General features: G+C 70.4%; 21 protein-coding genes and 1 pseudogene. 12 read left to right on the top strand and 10 right to left on the bottom strand.

The genetic code is table 11. The features are described 5' to 3' along the window. The first annotated feature begins 45 nt into the window (after window positions 1–45). The 5 genes from NBZ83_RS05605 to NBZ83_RS05585 all read left to right on the top strand — a co-directional run bounded on the left by NBZ83_RS05605 (window position 46) and on the right by NBZ83_RS05585 (window position 4,666). On the top strand, window positions 46–906 hold the full coding sequence (locus NBZ83_RS05605; protein WP_261574467.1) for a UGSC family (seleno)protein: 861 nt from the start codon (window positions 46–48) through the stop codon (window positions 904–906). Continuing rightward, a complete protein-coding gene (locus NBZ83_RS05600) occupies window positions 903–1,994 on the top strand; it encodes a hypothetical protein (protein WP_261574466.1) in 1,092 nt (363 codons plus the stop codon). The genes NBZ83_RS05605 and NBZ83_RS05600 overlap by 4 nt, the downstream gene beginning before the upstream one ends. 76 nt (window positions 1,995–2,070) lie before the next feature. After that, window positions 2,071–2,850 (top strand): TetR/AcrR family transcriptional regulator, encoded by a 780-nt coding sequence (locus NBZ83_RS05595; protein WP_261574465.1) that lies wholly within the window; start codon window positions 2,071–2,073, stop codon window positions 2,848–2,850. Window positions 2,851–3,095: 245 nt separating this feature from the next. Continuing rightward, window positions 3,096–3,539, top strand: coding sequence for a Zn-ribbon domain-containing OB-fold protein (locus NBZ83_RS05590; RefSeq protein WP_261564536.1), 444 nt, complete (start codon window positions 3,096–3,098; stop codon window positions 3,537–3,539). Next, the gene (locus NBZ83_RS05585) at window positions 3,536–4,666 is read left to right on the top strand and encodes a thiolase family protein (RefSeq protein ID WP_261564534.1); all 1,131 of its coding nucleotides are present in this window, start codon (window positions 3,536–3,538) and stop codon (window positions 4,664–4,666) included. The genes NBZ83_RS05590 and NBZ83_RS05585 overlap by 4 nt, the downstream gene beginning before the upstream one ends. A gap of 62 nt (window positions 4,667–4,728) precedes the next feature. Here the strand turns inward: NBZ83_RS05585 and NBZ83_RS05580 are convergent, their stop codons facing one another. Further along, window positions 4,729–6,594 (bottom strand): DEAD/DEAH box helicase, encoded by a 1,866-nt coding sequence (locus NBZ83_RS05580; RefSeq protein ID WP_261564533.1) that lies wholly within the window; start codon window positions 6,592–6,594, stop codon window positions 4,729–4,731. A 517-nt stretch (window positions 6,595–7,111) separates the two neighbouring features. On the opposite strand from NBZ83_RS05580, the gene NBZ83_RS05575 reads away from it, so the two are divergent. Further along, a complete protein-coding gene (locus NBZ83_RS05575; protein ID WP_261564531.1) occupies window positions 7,112–8,260 on the top strand; it encodes an acyl-CoA dehydrogenase family protein in 1,149 nt (382 codons plus the stop codon). Between the two features lie 173 nt (window positions 8,261–8,433). On the opposite strand, the gene NBZ83_RS05570 is transcribed toward NBZ83_RS05575, so the two are convergent. From NBZ83_RS05570 to NBZ83_RS05560, 3 genes are all read right to left on the bottom strand, one after another. Continuing rightward, window positions 8,434–8,847: a hypothetical protein gene (locus NBZ83_RS05570; protein WP_261564530.1), complete on the bottom strand. Its 414-nt coding sequence runs from the start codon at window positions 8,845–8,847 to the stop codon at window positions 8,434–8,436. Between the two features lie 175 nt (window positions 8,848–9,022). Further along, window positions 9,023–9,874, bottom strand: a complete 852-nt coding sequence (locus tag NBZ83_RS05565) for a DUF72 domain-containing protein (protein WP_261564529.1) — start codon at window positions 9,872–9,874, stop codon at window positions 9,023–9,025. Between the two features lie 291 nt (window positions 9,875–10,165). Continuing rightward, on the bottom strand, window positions 10,166–10,768 hold the full coding sequence (locus NBZ83_RS05560; protein WP_261564527.1) for a TetR/AcrR family transcriptional regulator: 603 nt from the start codon (window positions 10,766–10,768) through the stop codon (window positions 10,166–10,168). 89 nt (window positions 10,769–10,857) lie between these two features. Between NBZ83_RS05560 and NBZ83_RS05555 the strand changes: the two genes are divergently transcribed. Further along, window positions 10,858–11,226 carry an ester cyclase gene (locus NBZ83_RS05555; RefSeq protein WP_261564526.1) on the top strand — a complete coding sequence of 123 codons (369 nt, stop codon included), beginning with the start codon at window positions 10,858–10,860 and terminating at the stop codon, window positions 11,224–11,226. 247 nt (window positions 11,227–11,473) lie between these two features. On the opposite strand, the gene NBZ83_RS05550 is transcribed toward NBZ83_RS05555, so the two are convergent. Then, on the bottom strand, window positions 11,474–12,322 hold the full coding sequence (locus tag NBZ83_RS05550) for a hypothetical protein (RefSeq protein ID WP_261574464.1): 849 nt from the start codon (window positions 12,320–12,322) through the stop codon (window positions 11,474–11,476). 175 nt (window positions 12,323–12,497) lie between these two features. After that, entirely contained in the window at window positions 12,498–13,343 is an 846-nt protein-coding gene (locus tag NBZ83_RS05545; protein ID WP_261574463.1) for an SDR family oxidoreductase, read from the bottom strand. Between the two features lie 207 nt (window positions 13,344–13,550). Here NBZ83_RS05545 and NBZ83_RS05540 point away from each other — a divergent pair, with 207 nt between their 5' ends. After that, window positions 13,551–13,871 carry a winged helix-turn-helix transcriptional regulator gene (locus NBZ83_RS05540; protein ID WP_261564522.1) on the top strand — a complete coding sequence of 107 codons (321 nt, stop codon included), beginning with the start codon at window positions 13,551–13,553 and terminating at the stop codon, window positions 13,869–13,871. 20 nt (window positions 13,872–13,891) lie between these two features. Further along, the gene (locus tag NBZ83_RS05535) at window positions 13,892–14,026 is read left to right on the top strand and encodes a hypothetical protein (RefSeq protein WP_261564521.1); all 135 of its coding nucleotides are present in this window, start codon (window positions 13,892–13,894) and stop codon (window positions 14,024–14,026) included. A 13-nt stretch (window positions 14,027–14,039) separates the two neighbouring features. Here NBZ83_RS05535 and NBZ83_RS05530 read toward each other — a convergent pair whose 3' ends face one another. Continuing rightward, window positions 14,040–14,534: a MarR family winged helix-turn-helix transcriptional regulator gene (locus tag NBZ83_RS05530; RefSeq protein WP_261574462.1), complete on the bottom strand. Its 495-nt coding sequence runs from the start codon at window positions 14,532–14,534 to the stop codon at window positions 14,040–14,042. Between the two features lie 143 nt (window positions 14,535–14,677). Between NBZ83_RS05530 and NBZ83_RS05525 the strand changes: the two genes are divergently transcribed. Then, on the top strand, window positions 14,678–15,625 hold the full coding sequence (locus NBZ83_RS05525; RefSeq protein WP_261564518.1) for an NADP-dependent oxidoreductase: 948 nt from the start codon (window positions 14,678–14,680) through the stop codon (window positions 15,623–15,625). Window positions 15,626–15,770: 145 nt separating this feature from the next. Here NBZ83_RS05525 and NBZ83_RS05520 read toward each other — a convergent pair. From NBZ83_RS05520 to NBZ83_RS05510, 3 genes and pseudogenes are all read right to left on the bottom strand, one after another. After that, a pseudogene (locus NBZ83_RS05520) lies at window positions 15,771–16,025 on the bottom strand (DDE-type integrase/transposase/recombinase); the annotation flags it as partial. A 32-nt stretch (window positions 16,026–16,057) separates the two neighbouring features. After that, the gene (locus NBZ83_RS34470; protein WP_261574461.1) at window positions 16,058–16,261 is read right to left on the bottom strand and encodes a PIN domain-containing protein; all 204 of its coding nucleotides are present in this window, start codon (window positions 16,259–16,261) and stop codon (window positions 16,058–16,060) included. Between the two features lie 219 nt (window positions 16,262–16,480). Next, on the bottom strand, window positions 16,481–16,744 hold the full coding sequence (locus tag NBZ83_RS05510) for a type II toxin-antitoxin system Phd/YefM family antitoxin (protein WP_261574460.1): 264 nt from the start codon (window positions 16,742–16,744) through the stop codon (window positions 16,481–16,483). A 271-nt stretch (window positions 16,745–17,015) separates the two neighbouring features. Between NBZ83_RS05510 and NBZ83_RS05505 the strand changes: the two genes are divergently transcribed. Together NBZ83_RS05505 and NBZ83_RS05500 are read left to right on the top strand one after the other, a co-directional pair. After that, complete coding sequence (locus NBZ83_RS05505; RefSeq protein ID WP_261574459.1) at window positions 17,016–17,393, top strand: hypothetical protein; 378 nt, start codon at window positions 17,016–17,018, stop codon at window positions 17,391–17,393. 28 nt (window positions 17,394–17,421) lie between these two features. Next, window positions 17,422–21,540 (top strand): DUF4062 domain-containing protein, encoded by a 4,119-nt coding sequence (locus NBZ83_RS05500; protein ID WP_261564514.1) that lies wholly within the window; start codon window positions 17,422–17,424, stop codon window positions 21,538–21,540. Window positions 21,541–21,574 lie beyond the last annotated feature (34 nt).

Here is a 21,574-nt window from a genome sequence, read left to right as displayed (position 1 = left end):
GACGAGGGCCGCCAACCGCCGGCCGCCCCGCGATCGGGTCGCGGCATGACAGGCCTGGTGCAGGGCGTGCGGCGTGCCTCGGTTGCACGGACCGTCGCCGAGCTCGCCGCGATGCTGGGCAGCGAGGGCGGCACGCTCGCCCTCAGTGCGGTCGACGAGCGCACCGGCACGGTGGACCTGTCGTTCAGCCTCGACGACGCGGACTGCGGGGACAACTGCGCCCTCCCACCCGACCAGTTACGGCAGGTGGTCGAGACCCGGCTGCGCAGCGCCCTGCCGGGCCTCACGGCGGTGCGCATCGACGACTCCCGCCGGCCGGTCCGGGCCGGTGACGGCGCCGCTGTGCCCGCCGGCCCCGAGGCTCGGTCGATCACCGTGCTGGACCCCACCGGCGGCGTCGTTCCCGGTGACCCCGACCCGGGGCCGGATCTCGGCCCGCTGCGGGGCCGGCGTATCGGGGTGCGGATCGACGTGCTGTGGCAGGCGTGGGACCAGACCGTCGACGAGTGGATCGCCGAGCTGGAGCGGGCCGGTGCGATCGTCACGATGTGGCGGCGGGCCCAGGGGCTCAAGGGCGCCGAGGGCGAGAGCAAGCAGGCGGAGTACGACGCCTTCGTCGGCGGCGTCGACGCCGTCATCTCAGGCCTGGCGAACTGCGGCTCGTGCACCTCGTGGAGCGTCAGGGACGGGCTGAACGCCCTGAACCGCGGGCTACCCGCCGTGGTCGGGGTCACCGAACACTTCGTCGGCCTCGCGCGCACCCTCGCCGCGGACAACGGCCGGCCGGGGCTTCGCCTGGTAGAGCTGCCCGCGTCCCTGAACACCCTGACCGAGGAGCAGGTGCGTGCGCACGCCCGCGCCTCCTTCCCGGCCCTGCTCGACGCCATCGGGGCGGTCGTCCGATGACCACCACCACCCCGGCCACCCCGGCCGGCGCGGCGACGGCCGCCGCCCCCGCGCTGTCGAGCGTCGTTCACGAGGTCCCCGCCGATCAGGAGGCCTTCGACGTCCTCGCGCGTGAGCGGGGCTGGAGCGACGGGCTGCCACTGGTGCCGCCCACCGCGGAGCGGGTGGCGCGCTACCTCACCGAGTGGGGGACCCCGCCGGACGAAGTGATCGGCGTGCTGCCGCCGTCCAGGGCCGCCGTCACTGCGGAGAAACTCGCCGTCAACGCGGTGATGGCCGGCGCGCCGGCCGCCGCGCTGCCGCTGCTGCGCGCCGCCGTGGAGGCCGTCGCCGACCCCGGCTACGAGCTGCACGCCCTGAACGCCACGACCGGGTCGGTGACGACCGCCCTGATCGTCAACGGTGCGCAGCGGCATGCGCTGGGCATCCCGTTCGGCGCCGGCTGCCTCGGTGGGGCGGACGGGCGGGCGGCGTCGATCGGGCGCGCGTTGCAGCTGGTCATGCGCAACGTCGCCGGTCAGCGGGTCGGCGTCACCTCGCAGAGCACGTTCGGCCAGCCCGGCCGGGTCAGCGGCATCGTCTTCGGGGAATGGGAGGAACGCTCGCCGTGGGCGCCGCTCGCCGAGCGCCGCGGCGCGCCGGGCGACGCGGTGACGGCGTTCGGCACGATGGGGACGGCCAACATCTGCGAGGTGGTGGCCACCGACGCCGACGTGCTGCTCGAGTTCGTCGGGCGCGCGCTGGCCCATCCCGGCGCCAACGGCTACCTCGTCCAGCTCTCGTTCGCCGAGGTCGTCATCGCGCTCAACCCGGTCTGGGCGGCGCTGATCGGCAAGGCCTACCCGGACATCGACGACGTGCGCCGCATCCTGTGGGAGAACGCCTCGATCCCGCTGTCGGAGTTCCCCCGCCAGCATCAGCGCCAGTATGAGGACATCGGCTGGGTCGACGCACGCGGCCGGGTCCCGCTCACCCGCCGGCCCGAAGACGTCATTGTGATGGTCGCGGGCGGTCTCGGTGGCCTGCACGGGGCCGCGCTGCACAGCTGGGGCACGACGATCACCCAGACCCGGCCCGTCCGTCCGTGACGTCCGGCCCCGCCCGCAGCGCGCCCGCCCGACGTAGCTGTCGGGCGCGTCGCAGTCCTCGGGCGGGGCCGTGACAATGGCGGTTGTGCGTGAATCTGCCGAGAACACCCAGCCGCCGACCGTCGGGCGACGCCGGCGGGCGCGCGGCTCGCTGAGCAGCGGTGAGATTCTCGCGGCCGCGCGGGATCTCGCCGCGCAGGACGGCCTCGCCCGGCTGAGCATGCCGGTGCTGGCCCGGCGCCTCGGCTGCGGCGTGATGAGCGTCTACCGGTATTTCGACACCAAGGACGACCTGCTCGCGGCCCTGGCGGACCAGGTGATGTCCGACCTGCACCGCCAGCTTCCGCCCGCGGGGGACGGCCCCTGGCGCGACGAACTCATCACCTATTTCACCGCCTACCGGGATCTGATGGAGAGCTTCCCCGTCTACCGCGAGGTGGTGCTCTACGCCCCCACCTTCGTGATCCGGGCGGCCCTCACCCCGGCCCAGCTCCGCCGGCTCGACACCGGAATCGGGTTGCTGCTGCGTGCCGGCCTGCCCTTGGCCGACGCCGGCGAGGTCTACAACGTCTGCTTCAACTACACCCGTTCCTTCGTCGCCTTCGAGCACACGGTGCGGGCCACCGCCACCACCACTGGGGTCAGCGGGGTCAGCGCGGTCAGCGCGGTCAGCGGGGTCGGTGCCCCGGCCACGGCGCCGGTCCCCGGCAGGCGGTTTTCCGCAGACGAGTACCCACAGCTCAGCCGGCTGGCCGACATCGACGGCGTCCTGGGCATCGACGAGCGGGGATTCCGGCTGGGTCTGGAGCTGCTCGCCACCGGGATCGCCGGCCGCTATGACGTGGCCGACCGGTAATCCAGATTCGCGGGCCCGTCACGGTCCGGAGCTCGCGCGACGCGTCGGCTTCTTGCTCGGGAACGACGCACCGAACTACGGTGCGGGTGGGAGCAAGTGCCGACAACGCCTCGTCGGTCACGATCGACGCGGGCGGCCCTCGGTGCACGGACGGGGTGGGTTGCTGCCGTGGTCTCCTGGTCCCAGGCCGAGCCGCCCCCGGCGCCCGAGGATGGGCTGTCCCAGCTCGAGAGGACGAAGCCGGCATGACGCAGCAGGCAGATTTAGCGAGGCCCGCGCCCCCTGAAATGGTGATCGACGCGCTGAGCGCGCCGTTCTGGGCCGCGGCGCGGGAACGCAGGCTGGAGCTTCAGCGCTGTCAGGACTGCGGTCTGTTCATCCACCTCCCGCGGCCGGTCTGCCGGCGCTGCGGCTCCTTCCGCCTGGCGTTCGAGCCGGTGTCCGGGCGGGGTTCGGTGTACAGCTACACCGAGACGCGCCGGGTGTTCCATCCGTTCTTCGCCGACCGGGTCCCCTACCTGCTCGCGTCGATCGAGCTGGCCGAGCAGGCCGACCTGCGGATCCTGTCCAACCTGGTGGGGATCGCCGAGCCCGACGTCCAGTTCGGGATGGCGGTCGAGGTCACGTTCGAGGATCTCTCGCCGGACCTCACGATCCCGGTGTTCGTGCCCGCGGGGAGCCTCGCGTGAGGGGCGGGCGCCGGGTCGCCATCGTCGGTGTCGGCTACTCCGACGCCGGGCGGCGCACCGGGCTGAGTGAACGTCACCACGCCGCCCAGGCGGCCCGAGCGGCCCTCGCGGACGCCGGTCTCGAGTCGGCCGACATCGACGGGCTGACCACCTGGGGCGGCAACCCGATCGACTTCGCGCACATGCTCGGTTTCTCGCCGCTGCGCTGGCACCTCGACGTCGGCATCTCGCCGGCCTTCATCAGCCCGGCCATCCATGCCGCCCACGCAGTCGCCAGCGGCCAGGCCGACACGGTGGTGGCCATGCGGGTGATCCTGCAGCAGCCGAGCCGGGCCAACCTGTGGGCCGGCGGAACCGGGATGGCCTTCGACGCGCAGTTCCAGCACCCGTTCGGCGACCTGATGCCGGCGCAGTGGGCCGGTCTGCTGACCAACCGCTACCTGCACGAGTCCGACGCGACCGAGGAGGATTTCGCGAACTTCGCCGTCACCCAGCGCGGCTACGCCGCGCGCAATCCCGAGGCGCTGATGCGGGAGCCGATGACGGTCGAGGATTACCTCGCCGCGCCGTACATCAGCAAGCCGCTGCGGCTGCTCGACTGCGACTACCCCTGCGACTCGGGCGCGGCCGTCATCTTCACCACCGAGGAACGGGCCCGCGACCTGCGCCAGAAGCCGGTGTTCGTCGAGGCGACCGGGCTCTCGGCGAACCACGACATGACCTTCGAGCTGCTGCCCGACATGGTCCGGACGTCGCCGGTGCACTGCCTGCAGCAGCTGTGGTCCAACACCGACCTCAGCGCCGCCGACCTCGACTGCGCCCAGCTCTACGACGGCTTCAGCGTCATCACCCTGCAGTGGCTGGAAGCACTGGGGGTGTGCGAGCCGGGGCAGGCCGGTCCGTTCGTCAGCAGCGGCGGGACGAGCCTGACCGGCGCGCTGCCCACGAACACCGACGGCGGCGCGTGCAACGTGGGCCGCCGCCACGGCGCGAACTTCTGCATCGAGGCGACCCGGCAACTGCGCGGCGGCCAGTCGGGCGAACGCCAGGTCGCCGACGCCGAGGTCGCGATCTGGGCCAACGCGGTCGGCCCCTTCAGCGGCGCGATGCTGCTCACCGGCTCGTAAGCAGCAGCTCCGCCGGCCCCGGGCTCCCCGGGCTCCCCGGGCTCGCCCGCCGCGGGCGCCAGCTACATCTCCTGGCGCTCGCGGCGGATGGCAACCCGACGACCCTTGATGGTGGTTCCCCGCAGCGACGCGATCACCTCGTCGGCCGCGCCGTCGGGAACCTCGACAAGCGAGAATCGCTGAGCGATCTCGATGGCGCCGATGTCGCGGCCCGACAACTGGGTCTCCCCGGTGATCGCGCCGACGAGGTCCTGCGGCCGGACGCCGGCACCGCGGCCCGCGCCGACGAACAGCCGGGCCATGCCACCGCTCGTCGGCCGTGGCCGCCGGTCGCGGCGGCCGGCGTTGTCGCGGCCGGCGTTGTCGCGGCCGGCCCGTTCGCCGCGCCCGCCGGTCGTGGGTGGCAGGTCGGGGATGTCGTCGTCGCCGTCCGGCACGTGGCTGGCGTCGTGGGCGAGCTTCACCGCGGCGAGCGCGATCTCCATGGGATCGAACTCGTCGGTGAGCGTCTCGACGACGACCCGGAACCGCTCCAGGTCGTCCTCGAGCAGGCTCTCCTGCAGCGCCGCACGGGTCATTTCCAGCCGTCGGGCGTGCAGATCGGCGACGGTGGGCACCTTCTCGACGGCGATCCGCTGCCGGGTGACCCGCTCGATCGTCTTGAGCATCCGGTGCTCGCGCGGCTCCGCCAGGGTGATGGCCACCCCCTCGCGGCCGGCCCGCCCGACCCGGCCGATCCGGTGGACGTAGGAGTCGGGCGCCGACGGGACGCTGTAGTTCACCACGTGCGTGAGCTGCTCGAAGTCCAGGCCGCGGGCGGCGACGTCGGTCGCGACGAGCAGGTCGGCCGTTCCTGTGCGCAGGCGCTCCATCACGCGCTCCCGCTGCTCCTGGCTCATCCCGCCGTGCAGCGACTCGGCCCGGTAGCCGCGGCCGTTGAGCGAGTCGGCGAGCTGGTCGACCTCCTCCCGGGTGCGGCAGAACACGATCGCCGATCGGGGTGCCTCGACGTCGAGGATGCGGCCCAGCGCCGCCGTCTTGTACGCCCGCGGGACGACGTAGGAGACCTGCCGGACGAGCGGCGCCGCGCCTGGCTCCGGCGCCGCTCGTCCGATCTGGATGCGGACCGGATCGCGCAGGTGACGGCGGGCGATCTCGTTCATGCGTGGCGGTAACGTCGCCGAGAACAGCACGGTCTGGCGGCCCGGCGGGGCCTGCTCCAGGATCGCCTCGATGTCCTCGGCGAAGCCCATGTCGAGCATCTCGTCGGCCTCGTCCAGGACGACGGTGTGGAGGTTGTCGAGGCGGAGCGTCCCGCGACCCATGTGATCGAGCGCGCGCCCAGGCGTGGCGACCACCACGTCGATCCCCTGCACCAACGCGCGTACCTGCCGGCCGATCGGAGCCCCGCCGTACACCGGCAGGACCCGGGCACCAAGATCCCGGCCATACCGGTGGATCGCCTCGGACACCTGGACGGCGAGTTCCCGGGTCGGGACGAGGACGAGGGCCTGCGGGCCGTTGTTGCCGTCGCGGTCGTCCGTCAGGCGGTGCAACAGGGGGAGCGCGAACGCGGCCGTCTTCCCAGTGCCGGTCGCAGCCTGGCCGAGCAGGTCACGACCCGCGAGCAGAGGTGGAACGGCCTCCCGCTGGATCGGCGTCGGCTCCTCGTAGCCGAGGGCGGCGAGGCTGCGCAACAGTGCGGGCCGCAGTGCCAGCTCGGCGAAGCCGACCACGTCAGTGGTCGCCTCGGCGGCCGCGACGGCGGCCTGGTCGGCGGTCACGTCAGCCGTCACGACGGCGGCCTGGCCCGGGTCCGGGTTCCTCACCTCGGCAAGATTCCCGGCGTCGTCCGGGTTACCCACCTGGTCCGGGTTCCCGGCGTCGGCCAGCTCCGTTGCGTGGTCAGATCCAGTGGTCGAGTTCATCCGCATCCCCCTACAGCGCCCGGACTGTCCGGGCATCGGCCCTGGTGCCAAGCGGGGGCCTGGGTCCGACGGTAGTCGCTCGTCGCAGGTGGCTGCGCTCCGATCGACCGTCGAGGTCACCTGGCCGCGCTGCCGGGGCCCGATTCGTCGCCGCGGACCGCGGCGAATCGATGCTCGAACGTGCCGTGCACTTCCGTCATGACCAGGCTCCTCCGCCATAGGCGCTGCGTCTCGCTGCACGGAACCCAGGAGTCGTCGCGCGGCCAATCGGCGGCCGTGGCCATCCGGCGACGGCGCCCCCCGCGTACATCCGCTGCGCCATGCTCGGACCGTCACACCGAGGCGAAGGCCAGGCCTCGACGGGCCGATGGTCGCATTCTACTGTGGCAGGCGCAGGCTTCATATATAACTCAGTCAGCTATCAACGTCACGGATGGAGATCGTCTTCGGAACCCCGTGACGTCGCGCCAGCGCGGGTCCGCGGCGGGCGGCACCCGCAACGGTTGGGAGGTCAGACGTGGAACGCACCCTGTACGGGGAAGATCACGAGTTGTTCCGGGAGTCGGTGCGCGCATTCGTCGAGCGGTTCGTCCGGCCCGGCTACAGCCAGTTCATCGCTGACCGGGTCATCACGCGTGACGTGTGGCATGAGGCGGGGCGCGCGGGCTTCCTCGGTCTTGGCGTCGCCGACGAGCACGGCGGCAGCGGCGTCCACGACTACCGCTTCAACGCCGTATGGGTCGAGGAGCTGTCCAAGGTCAGCGCTGGTGTCGCGTCGTCCTTCAGCGTCCACACCGACATCGTCGCGCCCTATGTGGCGGATCTGACCACGCAGGAGCAGAAGAAGCGCTGGCTGCCCGCGTTCTGCTCGGGTGAGATGGTCGCCGCGATCGGGATGACCGAGCCGGCGGCCGGCTCCGACCTGGCCGCGTTACGGACGACCGCGCTTCCGGATGGCCCGGACTGGATCATCAATGGGTCGAAGACCTTCATCACCAACGGCTACTCGGCCGACTTCGTGGTGCTCGCCGCGCGGACCGATCCAGCCGCGAAGGCCGCCCGCGGCATCACCCTGTTCGGTGTCACGGCGGACACCCCGGGGTTCTCTCGGGGCCGCAAACTGCAGAAGGTCGGCCAGCCCGAATCCGACACGGCTGAGCTCTTCTTCACCGACATGCGGGTGCCCGGGGACGCGGTGATCGGCGAGGTCAACCACGGATTCCCGCTCATGATGCAGCGGCTGCCGCAGGAACGCATCAGCGTCGCGGTCTCCAGCATCGCCCACGCCACCCAGATCTTCGGCGAAACGCTCGATTACGTCACTGAGCGCAAAGCCTTCGGCGCTTCCATCGGCAGCTTTCAGCACAACAAGTTTCTGCTGGCGGAGCTCGTCACGAAGATCGATGTCACCCAGGCATTCGTCGACTCCTGTGTCGCCGCCCACAGCCAGGGAAAACTGTCTGCCGTGGACGCGGCGAAGGCGAAATGGTGGTCTTCCGAGGTCCAGAACGCCGTCCTGGACGCCTGCGTACAACTCCACGGCGGGTACGGCTACATGACCGAGTACCGCGCCGCTCAGGCCTGGATGGACGGACGGGTCACGAAGATCTGGGCCGGCACTAACGAGATCATGAAAGAGATCGTCGGGCGCAGCCTCGGCTTCTGAGCCCCGGACGGGCCCGGCGCGAACACGGCGTTGACCGGAGACCCCTCCCCGCCCGTTTTCCACAGGCTGGGAGGGGCTTCGCACGTACGTGGCCGTCCGGGCCGTGTCAGCGGACCGCCTGTCCGTGTTGAGCAGCCCGCGGACTCGGCCGCAGTGCTCGGCGGGGTGAATCCTCAGGCGTTCCGGTACACCAGGTAGATGTACTTGCCGCCGGCGCCCTTGTTCAGGTCGACGTCGATGCGTTGCCACGGCGCCTGCGGCTGAATTCCGCTGTTGTCGCCGAGGATGACATCCAGATCCTCGATCGGGCTGCCCAGATGGGCCTCACGGCTGAAGGCGGCGTAGATGTAGGCGCCGCCGGCGCCCTTGTTCAGGTCGACATCGATACGGTGATAGCTCGACGGAGCCGGCTCGTCCTTGCTCAGTAGGAAGATAATGTTGGTGATAGGCGCGCCGGCACCCTTCTCGTAGGCGAAATACAGGTAGGCGCCACCGGCGCCTGCGTTGAGGTCCTTGCCGATCTTGGTCCAACCATTCGGTGCCGGCTCGTCGTCGACGAGTACGGTCAGATTCGTGACACCACTCATGTGAACGTCCCCCTGCCTATCGGAAGATCCGGTACCGACATCGTTGCACAGAGAATCGGACCCCGTCCCCGGGAGAAGGGATATCGAGAGCTATTGGCAGTGGTCCGGCCTCGGTATTTCACGGTTGGGTAACAAAGATGCGCTGTACAGCCCGGGTCGGTCTTGAGGCCATGCGTCAGAAGAGGGTCAGTGGCTCGGCCGGCATCGGCTGCGGCAGGGGATCCAGCTCGGGTAGGCGTGCCCGCACGTCGTCGTGGAAGCGGCGGGCGAGTTCCGGCGCGTCGGCGTTGTCCGGGGTGTGGATGAAGACGGTGGGGGAGCGGCCCTCGCGCAGCCACCCGACGCTGATGTCGATCCAGCGCTGCCAGCCTTCGACCGTCCGCGCACAGGCGTCGCGGCCGAGGTAGCGGATGATGGGCCGGTCGGTCAACGCGACCGATCGCAGCGGCACGCGCGGCTTCTTGGCCCAGGCGTCTCGTTCGGCGTCGCTGGTCGGCGGGCTCCGGAAGAAGGCGGTGGTGTCGAAGGGAATCCATTCGGCGGCCGCGACGGCAAGTGCCGCTTCAAGCATCCGCACCGCACGAGGGTCGTCGAAGAATGCGGGGTGGCGGACCTCGACGGCGTACCGGTGGGACCCGGGGAGCCGGCCCAGAAAACGGGCCAACGCGGGGACGTCGGTGGGGGCGAAGGCTCCTGGGAGCTGTATCCAGAGGGCATGGATCCGCGGACCGAGCGGCTCGATCGCCGCCAGAAAGTCGTGCAGGGCCTCGTCGACGTCGGTCAGCCGGCGTTCGTGCGTGATGACCTTCGGCAGCTTGAGTACGAACCGGAAGTCGGAATCGGTCTGCCGTGCCCACGAGGCCACGGTGTCCCGAGCCGGGGTCGCGTAGAACGTCGTGTTCCCTTCGACCGCGTTGCACCAGCCCGCATAGTGCCGCAGCCGTTCGTGCGCCGGGAGCGGATGCGCAAGGAAACGCCCCTGCCACGACTTGTGCGTCCACATCGCGCATCCCACGTGCAGACGCATGACCCAGTCCCTCCGTCGCCGACCACATCCGGGGCAGCCGGGCCCGAGTTCGCCCACCAGGTCGCGACCGCCCGGGCTGCACTGTATTCGGAGCGTCGAGTCCGCTCTGACCACCAGCTCGGCCGGCTCACCGGGCAGGCGGATCCGTGGGACATTCCGAGCCGGGCAGGCGGCCGGGCGCGGAGGGCGAGGGCATCCGACGCTTGACAGGACGATCCACCAACACCATAATCGAATGTATGTTCGGTCTCCTTGGAGTCCGGCCACGCCGTCGCAGTACCTCGCCCCACTTCAGGCGGGCAGCGAGCAGGCAAGACGATGAGCTACGGACTCGGGTGCGCCAAGACCGACGACGACAACGGTGAGCATGCGGCGCGCTGCCTGGTGATCCGGGCCGGCGGCACCGGCCACCGCGGTGACCAGGGCCAGGACCTCGTTCCAGCGTAGCGAGGAGCGGACGAGGCCGCGGTCGCGTGCTCGCGTGAAGAGCGGCTTGGCAGCGGCATCGATACGCACGTGCCACTCGTTCACCTCGGCGGTCAGTTCCTCCGACGCGAGGGCGTAAGCGGCAACGAGTGCCTCGCGCAGACCCCGACTGGTCTGCATGTGGGCCATGACGACGCCGAGCCAGTCGAACAGTGCGTCGTCGTCGTCGCCTTCGACTCGAGCGGTGGCCTCGGCGCACAGCGCGTCGATGGCCTGCGCGTAGACGGCGCTGAGCAGCAGCCCACGGGTCGGAAAATGTCGGTACAACGTTGCGTTCGCGACTCCGGCCCGCGCCGCGATCAGGTCGAGGGGTGCGTCGGAACCCGCGTCACGGAAGACATCTGCCGCCGTCTCCAGCAACCTCGCCCGGTTGCGCTGCGCGTCCTGGCGGCCCGGTCGGTCTGCCATCGACCCTCCTTGCGTATTCGGGGAGTCTCCCCGTATCGTGCAACGACAGCCATCCGGGGAGTCTCCCCGTTTTAGGGAGTTGACTACGCATGACATCTTCCAGCCCGGCCGAGGTGGTAGGGGCGATCAACGCCCTCCGGGCCGCCGGGGACTTCGACGCTGCGCTGCAGCACATCGCGCCGCGATCGCTGGACCAGGGTGTCGAGTCCGACCATGAGCAGTGGCGCAGCAAGTGGGAGGCCATCGTCGCCGGCGCCCCGGACTTCACGGTCACGATCTTGCAGAGCATCGAGAACGGCGAATGGGTGGCGACCCGATACCGAGCCACCGGTACCCACACCGGGGATTTCTTCGGCAAGCCCCCGACCGGGCAGGGGTTCGAGGTTTCGGGCATGGACATGGTGCGGGTCGTCGCCGGCCGCCTGGTCGAACACTGGATGGTCGCCGAGCCCTTCTGACTGTCGGCTACCGTCGTTTTTCCGGGGCTCCGGTCGCACCCGGCGTTCGCTTTCCTGTGACCATCTTGCTCGGCTCGTCTCCGAGTTCAAGTACCTTCCCGACGGCCTCCCGGGCGGGCTGAGCGCTGTCGGGAAGGTGTTCTCTCGACCATCCCGCTCATGCTGCGATTGATCGCCGATCGCCCGTGCTGCCGACATCTGGACCCCGTAGACCGGGACCAGGCCTTGCCGCGGGGTGCCGTCTGTGTCATCCCGCCCCGCCGGCATGGGAGAACAAAGCTGAGATGGTGGCGATGAGCCGGCGGTCCTGTCCCTCGGCGTCGACGTCGACGTCGACGCCGTACCACCTGCCGTCGCGGCTCGGTCGCACGGTCGCCCTGGCGCGGAACGGGCCGACCGAGCCGGGCTTGATGAACTGGACCGTCCAGTGGTGGACCTGGAAGTCGGCGGTGCCCGTCATCCGTTGTAGGCCCGCCATCGCGGCCGCCTCGGCGATGACGTTGATCGGAGCCTGGTGCAGGGACCGGTTCGGTGCGCCCAACGCGGGCGAGAGCTCGGTGATCACCACGGAGCCGTCGACGTCGAGGTGTCCGCCGAAGGCCTCGTGCAGCGGGGGCAGCACCATCTCGTCGTCGAACTCGTCCACGGGGTTGTCGATGGGTTCGAACCCGTCGGGGACGACGCCGAGGTCGAATCCGCTCCCCGTCGTCATCGCGATCAGCCGCCCGGGATCATCGGCATCGACGACGACGGATCGGCTGAAGCCCATCCGCCGCCCGACGGCCAGGACCTCACGGCGGCATTCGAGCCGGGTCACGCCATGGGCCGCGTCCAGCACCGAGTAGGTCATCGTGACCGGTGCCACCATCGCGGCGATTCCCTGATAGTCGAGCCACCAGGGTTCCACCGCGAGCACGCACAGCGGCGCGGCCATGATTCCCCCCGCGCTGTTCCGCATGTCACGACGCAGCGGCATCGTCTCGCGGGTCACCCCACGGTCAAGATGGGGATTGACCTTCCCCAGGTACCGATAGCTCATCAGCGCCTGATAGGACTGCTCGAACAGTCGCGTTGCCTCCGTCTTGTTCAAGGTCATCGCATCGTCGCCTTTGCTCGCACGGTCAATTCCCGATTGCCACGCCCAGGAGAAGTGCGGGTGCGCTCCCGTTCGCCCCGATGCTCGACGTCGCCTGAGCCGAATATCACCAGTTCCGTCGTTCCCGGGCAAGGATTTCATCGGCAGACGCCGATTCAGGCCGTGCCGGCGCGTCCTACCGGAAGGCGGCGATGTGGCCCTGGATCCAGTCGGCAAAGGTGCGTGGCGCTCGACCGAGCACCTGCTCGACGACGGGGCTGATCCGCCGCTCGGCGGGGGTCGGCTCGCCGAGGACGGCGAGTGTCGTGTCCACCGCCCACGCGGGCATGAACCGCAGCATCTGCGCGTGGGCATCCTCGCGGGTCTGCTCGCAGAACCGGACGGGCTCGCCGAGTGCGTCGCCGATCGCGTCAGCGCGCTGTCGCGGCGTGGTGAGCGCCGGCCCGGTCAGCTCGTAGATCTGCCCGGCGTGACCATCCTCGCGCAACGTCGCAGCCGCCATCTCGGCGACGTCGGCGGGATCGATTGTCGGCATGCCGACGTTGCCGAACGGTGCGACGACCATCCGACGGGTACGGACCGATTCGGCCCAGGCGTACATGTTGGAGTTGAAACCACCTGGCCGCAGAACCGTCCAGTTCAGGCCCGACTGCCGCACGGCGTCCTCGAGGGACCGCATCAGCACGCCGTGGGAACGGGATTCCGGCCTGGTACCGACTCCCTGGGAGGACAGCAATACCACCCTGCTCGCTCCTGCGGACCTGGCCAGGTCCAGAATTTTCCGTGGCCGCAACGTCTCGGCATTGGCCCCGCCGTCGTGGAGGAACAGCGCGTCGGCGCCTTCGAGGGCGGGCCGCAGCCCCTCCGGTTCAGTCAGATCCGCCGCCACGGTCTGCACACCGTCCGGCACGGCTGCTTCGCTGACCCGGCGCGATACCGCCACCACCTTCTCGCCGGATGCCGCGAGTGCTCGGACGAGCGGTCGGCCAACGTTCCCGGTCGCCCCGGTAATCACAATCATTGAATTACTCCCCGGTCAGGTCATCGAATCCACGGCCCGCGGCCGGGAACAACGCGACGCTAACATCGCTGATATAGTAGGTACCTAGAGGAAAGTAGCTATACCCAGGGGATGTGGCGAGGTGGAGAGGAACACATGGCCGGCAAGCCGACCCGAACCGCCCGCATGCCGACCAGTCCCGGGAGCGCCTGCCCGATAAGCCCGGTCGTGGACATCGTGTTCAGCCGGTGGACCACGCCGATCCTGTGGACCCTGAACGAGCACGGCCGGCAACGCTTCGTCGAGCTGGAGCGGCGGATAGCCACGATCACGCCGAAGGTGCTGACCCAGCGGCTGCGCCAACTCGAACGGGACGGTCTGATCGTGCGCACCTACCACCCCGAGGTCCCGCCCCGGGTTGAGTACGAGATCAGCGACCTCGGTCGCAGCCTCGCCCCGCTCTTCGCGCACCTGGCCGACTGGGTCACCACCAACCTCGACACGGTCGAGCAGGCCAGACACGACTACGACGTCAGGGCGGCCCGGTAGCCAGCCGCACCGAGGCGCGTGTGGACCTGGCATGGTTCCCGCGGATGCGGCGCGGCGCGTGCGGCCAGCTCCGCCGCTGCACCGGCGAGAATGCCCACATCGTCGACTTCTACCTGTGCCTCTCCGCCACCTTCGTCACCATCCGTAGCCCCTGATGCGGGAGGGCGCTCACCTTGTCGCGCCGTGGAAGAAAGGCCGCGCCGGGTTGATGCAACGAGCGACGGCCATGCCGACCCGCTGCATGGTGGCCACGTCGGCAGGTTCCAGCGCGTCCATGAAGTAGTCGCGTACCGCGGCCACATGGTCGGGCGCGGCAGCGACCACCTTGGCGTGTCCGGCGTCGGTGAGCGTGGCATTGGTCCGTCGACCTGAACCCGGCACCCGGGAGCGGCACAGCAGGCCCTGCTTCTCCAACTTCGCCACGACGTGCGACAGTCGGGACAGCGACGCCGAGACCCCGGCCGCGATGTCGCTCATCTGCATGGTCCGGTCGTCGCGCTCGGCCAGCACGGCCAGCACCATGTACTCGAAGAACGTCAGGTTCGCTTCTTGCTGCAGCCGCGCGTCCAGCGCCGCCGGCAGCGTGATCATGATCGCCGCGGTGGCGAGCCACGCCTTGCGTTCCTCATCGCTGAGCCACCGCGGCTCTTCCGGGGCTGCCACCGTCGTCGTCTCGGAGTCGCGCCGTGGCGCCCCTGCTTCACGTCGCTCCGTCCGTGCCATCTGCCGAGCATACTTGTTGAAGCTACAACCTTGCCCTATAGTTGAAGCGTCAAGTTCAACGAGCTTCGAATCCTGGAGACACCATGCGTGCTCTTGTCCTTCCCGCCTCTGGCGAGCAGCCCACGTTCGCGGAGCTGCCTGTCCCGACACCCGGGGCCGGGGAGGTCCTGCTGCGCGTTCGCGCCGCAGCGCTCAATCCGCTGGACAACCACATCGCCGCGGGGGCGCTTGAGCAGATGTTCGAGCACCGGTACCCACTCGTGCTGGGTCGCGACGCCTCGGGCGTCGTCGAGGCGGTCGGCGAGGGTGTCGATGATGTCGCGGTCGGCGACGAGGTCCTCGGACACGTGCTGTTCGAGCCGCCGTTCCAGGCCGGCACGGTCGCCGAGTACGCGATCGTGCCCGCCAGGACGGTCGTGCCCAAGCCCGCCGATCTGGACCATGTCACCGCGGCGGCGCTGCCGTTGGCCGGGGGCGCGGCCCGGATGGTCGTCGACGCGATCAACCCGCAGCCAGGACAGGTCGTGCTCGTGAACGGCGCGTCGGGTGGCGTCGGCCGGTATGCGGTGCAGCTGCTCAGTCAGCTCGGACTCACAGTGGTGGCCACCGCCGCGCCCGCCGACGCCGAGCGGCTACGGGAGCTGGGCGCGACCGAGGTCGTCGACTTCACCGCCGGCTCGGTCGCCGAGCAGGTCCGCACCGCACACCCCGACGGGGTGGACGCACTGATCAACCTTGCCGGGTACACCCTGGCGGAGGTTCCGCTCGACGCCGTGCGATCAGCCGGCGTGGTCTGCACGACGACGCAGGTACCGGATGCAGACACTCTCGCCGCGCGGCAGCTGTCCGGCGGAGGCGTCATCGCCTCCCCGACACGCGACGTCATCGCCCCCCTGGCCGAGCAGGCCGCCAAGGGCGAGCTCCAGGTCGACGTCTACCGCGTCCTCCCGCTCGACCAGGCCCCGGACGGGCTGGCCGAGCTCGCCGCCGGACGCGCCCGCGGCAAGATCGTCGTCGATCTGTCCCTGTGACCGACTGACCCGGTGGCGGATGCCGACCTTGTCGATCACGTGGGACATGCGGTGAACCCTCAGGTCGGCACCATGTGACCGAGCCTGCCCGGCACTGTTGCGTTCCGAAGAGGCGAGGCATGCCAGCGGCCATGGTGACCGTCGGTCAGACGGCGGCGGCGAGTTCGGTGAACGCGGCGGCCAGCCGCAGATGCGGATCGGTGTGGGTGGCGGGGTCGTAGTGGCCGCGGCGAATGTTCTGGACGAGGGCGTGTCCGGCGCTGACAGTCCGGGCGGAGCGTAGCCGTTTCAGTCCGCGCATCGGCCGGAGCCGGGCTTTGAGCCGGCCGTGGTCGGCTTCGATCCGGTTGTTCCCCCGCGCGGCGTCGGCATGGCAGGCTTCGGGGAGCAGCTCGTCGAGGCCTCCACCACACGCTGGAGGAGGCGGGGCGATCAGCTCCCCGCGGCGGAGCGCGGACCCGGCGACGCGGTCGGGAGATCGGCTCGGCGCGCCGCTTCGAGAAGGCGCCTGTCGTAGGTGACGAACGCCTCCAGCCGGGTGTCGTGCGCGTCGGTCAGCCGAAGGGCGGTGGCGAGGTGAATGGCGTCAAGAAATCGCAGGAGTGGGTCATCGAAGGCGGCTGCGACGGTGCGCACGCGAGCATCGATGTCCAGGCGGTACATCCCGGTCCAGTACCCGCGGCACGCGTCCTGATGCTTCCGGGGCCGCTCGCCTGATCGCGCGCGCGACCTCCACCTCCGCCAGCGTGGAGGTGAACCATGGTAGGTCGCCGTGGGCGTTGAGCCAGTCGACGAGTGCGGGGCTTTCGGGCTCGGCCACGACCAGCTTCACCACGGCCGCCGAGTCCAAGTAGATCACCGGCGCTCCTCGTCGCGCATTGCCGTCAACTCGTCGGTTGCGTTTACGGAGGGGGCGCCGGGAAGAGGCGGCATGGGCAGAGGCCCACCTGCCGCCGGCGGGATCGCGCGCCCCTCGGCCACCAGCTGGTCAAGTGCCGCTGTGCCACGGCTGACGGGCACCAGCCGTGCGACCGGACGCCCGCGGTCGGTCACCTCGATGGTCTCGCCGCGCCGGACGCGGTCGATGACCTGGCTGGTGTTCTGATTGAGTTCCCGCACACCGACCCTGTCGGTACGTCAAATGTAGAACATAATTTTCTACATTGGGGGCGGGGGGGTCGTTCTCCCAACCGGGCAGCGTGTCATGCGGCGGTGCGGGTGCCTCCCGGCGTCCGTCGCTCTCGACACCGAAGAACAATCCTGGTTGTGTCGCCGAGGATGGCAATGACGAGCCGGTCGTCGATCTCCTGGGCCTTGCCCGTGCAGGCGCGGTGCGCCTGGTGGCGGGCCCGCTCTCACTCGGCCGCGTCGGCGCACCGGCGCGGCCACGATGCACGCTTTCACCAGCCGCGGCTTTCCCAACCTGTTCTTCGTCTCGCACATCTGGTCCGGGTTCTCCGACGACTTCCCACCCATGCTCGCCGGGCAGGCCCGCCACCTCGCCCACATCATGGCGCAGGCGAAGGAAACCCTGAACGCCCGCAACAACCCGTACGGAGGCGGACCGCAGCTCTTCGTCGACACGCTCCGCAGGTGGCGCGCCGCGGGTGACCTGGCTGGACTGGAAGTCACCCGAAGCCGAGTCGCAGGACACCGACAGTTACAGCCGCGATCCGCCGGCGCGACCGGTGTCCTCCGGAACCTCGCCTTTGCCGCCGCGACCCCAGGCCATATTAGCGGCCTCTCACGGATGCTCCGGGTACCGTGAGGGCTGACAGCCGGATCGGGGGATCGGGATGAAGGCGCAGGCTTGGAGAGTTTTCCTCAGCCATACCAGTGAGCTACGGGAACTACCCGCCGAGAGGTCGTTCGTACAGGCGTCCGAGGATGCGGTGAAGCGCCTCGAACACGCCCCCGTGGACATGGACTATTTCCCTGCCGAGGACGACGACCCGGAGCAGGTGTGCCGGCGGCGAGTGGGCAACTGTGACCTCTACGTCGGGATAATCGGGTTCCGCTACGGCTCACCGGTCGCGGGCCGGCCGGACGTCTCCTATACGGAACTGGAGTTCGACACGGCGACCGAGCTGGGAATCGAAAGGCTGGTTTTCCTGCTCGACGAGGCCCGCACGGTCGGGCTCCGTCGGCTGTTTCACGATCCGCTGTACTCGTATCGGCAGGAGGCGTTTCGGCGGCGCCTGCTCGCGGAGTCCCGCATCACCATCAAGGTGGTGGCCTCCCCGGAGGAGCTCGAGAAGGAGCTGCTGTTTTCGCTGGGTGAGGTGGCCAGGCGGCGGCAGGCGGTGCCGCCCACCCCCCGCGCCGACGCCGCCGCAGTTTTCTGGATTCCCGATCTGACCAGTCGGGTCGTGGACCGCCCCAAGCTGCTCACCCAGCTCCTCGATGCGTTGACCAGCTCGGCCGCGGGCGTGGTCGCTGTGCACGGATCCGGCGGGTTCGGCAAGACGACGCTGGCGCTTATCGCCTCCCGACACGACGATCTACGGCCGCACTTTCCGGACGGGGTGCTGTGGACCGACATCGGTCAGGATCTCGCGGACGCCCGACTGGCCGAGAAGATCAATGGTCTGTGCCGGCGTCTGGGCGATACACATCCCGGTCCCTCCGATCCCATGCAGGCCGGCATGCGGCTGGGAGAACTGCTCGCCGGCCGGCGGATGCTTCTGGTCGTCGACGACGTCTGGTCACCGGAGCAGCTGACTCCCTTCCTGCAGGGCGGCCCGAACTGCCAGCGGCTCGTCACCACCCGAGACCGGGCGACGCTGCCGCTCGGCTGCCCGACCATCGCCGTGGACCTGATGGAGCTCGACCAGGCCGTGCGGCTGCTGCTTGACCGGATACCGGATCTGGACGTGGGCGGCGCACATGCACTGGCCGAGCGGTGTGGCCGGTGGCCGGTACTGCTGCGCCTTGTCGCCGGGCACATCTATCTGCGGACCGAGGCCGGCATGCCGATCGTTGCCGCGCTCGAGGAAACCACCCGGGACCTGGACGAAGCCGGCCCCGCCGCGTTCGACGATCAGGGCAGGGCCCGGGCGGTCGCCGCGACGGTGGAGGGCAGCCTGCGGCTTCTGCACGAACCTGGCGCCGACGACGGCAGCCCGCTCGCCCGCTATCTGGAACTGGTCGTCTTTCCGCAGGGCACGATCATCCCGCGCGAGGTCCTCGAGGTCATGTGGCGGCACACCGCCGGGTGGTCCCGGCGAAGGACCGACCGCTTCTGCGACCGCCTCGCCGAACTGTCACTGATCCGCACGGTCCGCGGCGACGCCTTGGGAGTGCCGGGTGTACGCCTGCACGACGTGATGCACCGGTACATCCGGGAACGCGTGGGCCCGGAGCTGCGGTCGGCGCACGCCCGCCTGCTCGCGGCGTACCGGAGCGAACTCGTCGCGGCGACAGGCGAGGGCACGTCGTCCGCGCCACCGTCGGGCCGGGACGCCGAGCCGGGCCGCAGTCCCGTGCCATGGTGGCGGCTGTCGCCGTCGAACGGCTACTTCTGGGCGAACCTCGCCCTGCACCTGCACGAGGCCGGTGACCGGGCCGAGCTCGCCGCACTCGTGCATGATCTGCGCTGGGCGGCGATGAAGATCCAGGTCGCGGGCTCGGTGAGTCTCGAGGCGGACCTGGCCCTGTTGCCGAACGACTCCGCCGCGCAGGCGTTGGGGCGCCTCGCCCGCCAGATCGCCAACCTGCACCAGGCCACGGATTCGCCCGCGGTTACCACGACGACGTTGGCCGCCTACGCGGCCGGGGTGGACGTGCTCGCCGAGGCGGCGGGCAGAGTCTTCGCCCAGGTGCCCCGCCCCTTTCTGCGGCCCACTGTGCCGCCGTTGCCAGACCAGCCCGATCCGGCGCTCACCCGCAGCCTCACCGGCCACCTCTCGCCGGTGGCGGCACTGGTCCTCGCCCCCGACTCGTCCTGGCTCGCCTCGGGTGGCGGTGGGGAGTTCTTCGGCGGCGGTGACGGTTCCGTGCGGATCTGGAGCCCGGCCGCGGGAGTGGAACGAGCGGCGCTGCCCGGCCACCCGGGCGGGGTATCCGCCCTGGTCGCGGCACCGGACGGGACATGGTTGGCCTCGGCGGGGCGGGACGGCTCGGTGCGGGCGTGGGATGTGGCCGCAGGCACGCAGACCCTGGTGGGCACGCACGAAGGCCGGGTGTCGGCGTTGGTGATCGCGCCCGGCGGTTCGTGGCTGGCCTCCGGCGGGCTCGACGCCACCGTCCGCCTGTGGGATCCCACCGGCGGAGAACTGGCGGCGTTGACCGGGCACGAGGGGTGGGTGTCGGCCCTCGCGGTGGCGCCGGACGGCAGCTGGCTCGCTTCCGGCGGCTCGGACGGCACGGTGCGAATCTGGAGCCCCACCGACCGGACGCAGCTCGCGGTGCTGGCCGCGCACGCCAGATGGGTCCCGGCGCTCGCCGTGGCGCCCGACGGGTCGTGGCTGGCATCCGCGGGCGATGACCGCATCGTGCGCGTCTGGGATCCGGCAAACGGCGACGAGATAGCGGTGCTGACCGGTCACACCGGCCCGGTGTTGGCACTCGTCGCGGCACCGGATGGCAGTTGGCTCGCCTCCGGCGGCGGGGACGGATCGGTGCGGATCTGGGATCCCCTGCGGGGTACGGCCCAGGCCGTCCTCGAAGGCCACGCCGGGCGGGTTTCGACCCTGGCCCCCTCGCCCGACTCGTCGTGGCTCGCATCGGCGGGACCGGACGGGTCCGTGCGGGTGTGGGATCCGGCCTCCGGTGAGCAGCGCGCGATTCTCACCGGGCACTCCGCGGGTTTCGTCGCCCTAGCCGTCTCCGACCGGGGTGGATTCATGGCGTCGGCCGGCGGGGACGGCACGATCCGAATCTGGAATCCGGCCGTGGGAAGGGCCGCGCCGACCGGTCCGGCCAGCGGCATCGTCGATGTGGCGGTGCTCGCCACCGCGATCGACGGATCGTGGGTGGCCGCGGGCACCCACACCGGTGAGATCCGTCTCTGCGACCCGCGGACCGGCGCCGAGTACGCCTCGCTGGCCGGCCACACCGGTCACATCGACGTGCTCGCGGTCGCCCCGGACTCCTCCTGGATGGCGTCCGCCGACGGGGAGGGCACGCTGCGGATCTGGGACGTGCCCACCGGGTCGCCTCGGGCGACGCGAGACGGCGTGACCGGGCGTTCCCCCGCGCTCGCGGTGGCACCGGACTCATCCTGGCTGGCGACGGCCGCGGCGGATGGCACGGTCAGGATCCTGGATCCCGCGGTGGGCGGCGAGCTGGCAGTGCTGAGTGGTCACACCGGATGGGTGTCGGCACTGGTGGTCGCACCCGACGCCGCCTGGCTGGCCACCGGCGCGACGGATGGCACCGTGCGGATCTGGGATCCGGTGGGCGGACGGGAGCTGCGGGCGCTGGCGGGTCACATCAGCCGGGTGTCGGCGCTGGTAGTCGCGCCGGACGCCGCCTGGCTGGCCACCGGCGCCGTCGACGCGACCGTCCGGATCTGGGACCCCCTCACCGGGCAGCAGCGCGCCACCCTGCGCGGCCATACCGACGGTGTGGTCGGGCTGGTCGTCGCACCGGACGGCTCCTGGGTCGTGTCCGTCGGCCGGGACCGGACCCTGCGGGTGTGGGATCCCGTTGCCTGCGTCGAGCGCGCCGTGCTGGCCGGCCACACCGACGAGATATCGGCTGTGGCCGTGAGCCCGGACGGTTGTTGGATTGCGGCCGCCGGCCGTGACGGCACCGTCCGGATCTGGGCGCCGGCCGGTGGCGAGCCGGCGACGATGATCCGTCTTGGTGGACCCCTGCACGCGTGCGTGTGGACCCCGGGGAGCAGCCAGGTGATCGTCGGTGGCTCCCGCGGGCTCTACCTGCTCGATCTGGCGGCTGCTCCGCCCGCCTAGTGGCTGGCGCTGGAAGTTTGTCGAGGATCAGTGA

The sequence above is a fragment of the Frankia gtarii genome, assembly GCF_025403375.1.
In the GTDB taxonomy this organism is placed as follows: domain Bacteria; phylum Actinomycetota; class Actinomycetes; order Frankiales; family Frankiaceae; genus Frankia; species Frankia gtarii.
The sequence above is the reverse complement of the archived record's forward strand: the minus strand, read 5'-3'. Positions and strand labels throughout refer to the sequence as shown.

What these genes read in the sequence shown, in the direction of transcription:
- NBZ83_RS05605 (WP_261574467.1), top strand. Translation starts at nt 46, where the DNA reads ATGACAGGCCTGGTGCAGGGCGTGCGGCGTGCCTCGGTTGCACGGACC.
- NBZ83_RS05600 (WP_261574466.1), top strand. Translation starts at nt 903, where the DNA reads ATGACCACCACCACCCCGGCCACCCCGGCCGGCGCGGCGACGGCCGCC.
- NBZ83_RS05595 (WP_261574465.1), top strand. Translation starts at nt 2,071, where the DNA reads ATGGCGGTTGTGCGTGAATCTGCCGAGAACACCCAGCCGCCGACCGTC.
- NBZ83_RS05590 (WP_261564536.1), top strand. Translation starts at nt 3,096, where the DNA reads ATGACGCAGCAGGCAGATTTAGCGAGGCCCGCGCCCCCTGAAATGGTG.
- NBZ83_RS05580 (WP_261564533.1), bottom strand. Translation starts at nt 6,594, where the DNA reads ATGAACTCGACCACTGGATCTGACCACGCAACGGAGCTGGCCGACGCC.
- NBZ83_RS05570 (WP_261564530.1), bottom strand. Translation starts at nt 8,847, where the DNA reads ATGAGTGGTGTCACGAATCTGACCGTACTCGTCGACGACGAGCCGGCA.
- NBZ83_RS05565 (WP_261564529.1), bottom strand. Translation starts at nt 9,874, where the DNA reads ATGCGTCTGCACGTGGGATGCGCGATGTGGACGCACAAGTCGTGGCAG.
- NBZ83_RS05560 (WP_261564527.1), bottom strand. Translation starts at nt 10,768, where the DNA reads ATGGCAGACCGACCGGGCCGCCAGGACGCGCAGCGCAACCGGGCGAGG.
- NBZ83_RS05555 (WP_261564526.1), top strand. Translation starts at nt 10,858, where the DNA reads ATGACATCTTCCAGCCCGGCCGAGGTGGTAGGGGCGATCAACGCCCTC.
- NBZ83_RS05550 (WP_261574464.1), bottom strand. Translation starts at nt 12,322, where the DNA reads ATGACCTTGAACAAGACGGAGGCAACGCGACTGTTCGAGCAGTCCTAT.
- NBZ83_RS05545 (WP_261574463.1), bottom strand. Translation starts at nt 13,343, where the DNA reads ATGATTGTGATTACCGGGGCGACCGGGAACGTTGGCCGACCGCTCGTC.
- NBZ83_RS05525 (WP_261564518.1), top strand. Translation starts at nt 14,678, where the DNA reads ATGCGTGCTCTTGTCCTTCCCGCCTCTGGCGAGCAGCCCACGTTCGCG.
- NBZ83_RS05505 (WP_261574459.1), top strand. Translation starts at nt 17,016, where the DNA reads ATGCACGCTTTCACCAGCCGCGGCTTTCCCAACCTGTTCTTCGTCTCG.
- NBZ83_RS05500 (WP_261564514.1), top strand. Translation starts at nt 17,422, where the DNA reads ATGAAGGCGCAGGCTTGGAGAGTTTTCCTCAGCCATACCAGTGAGCTA.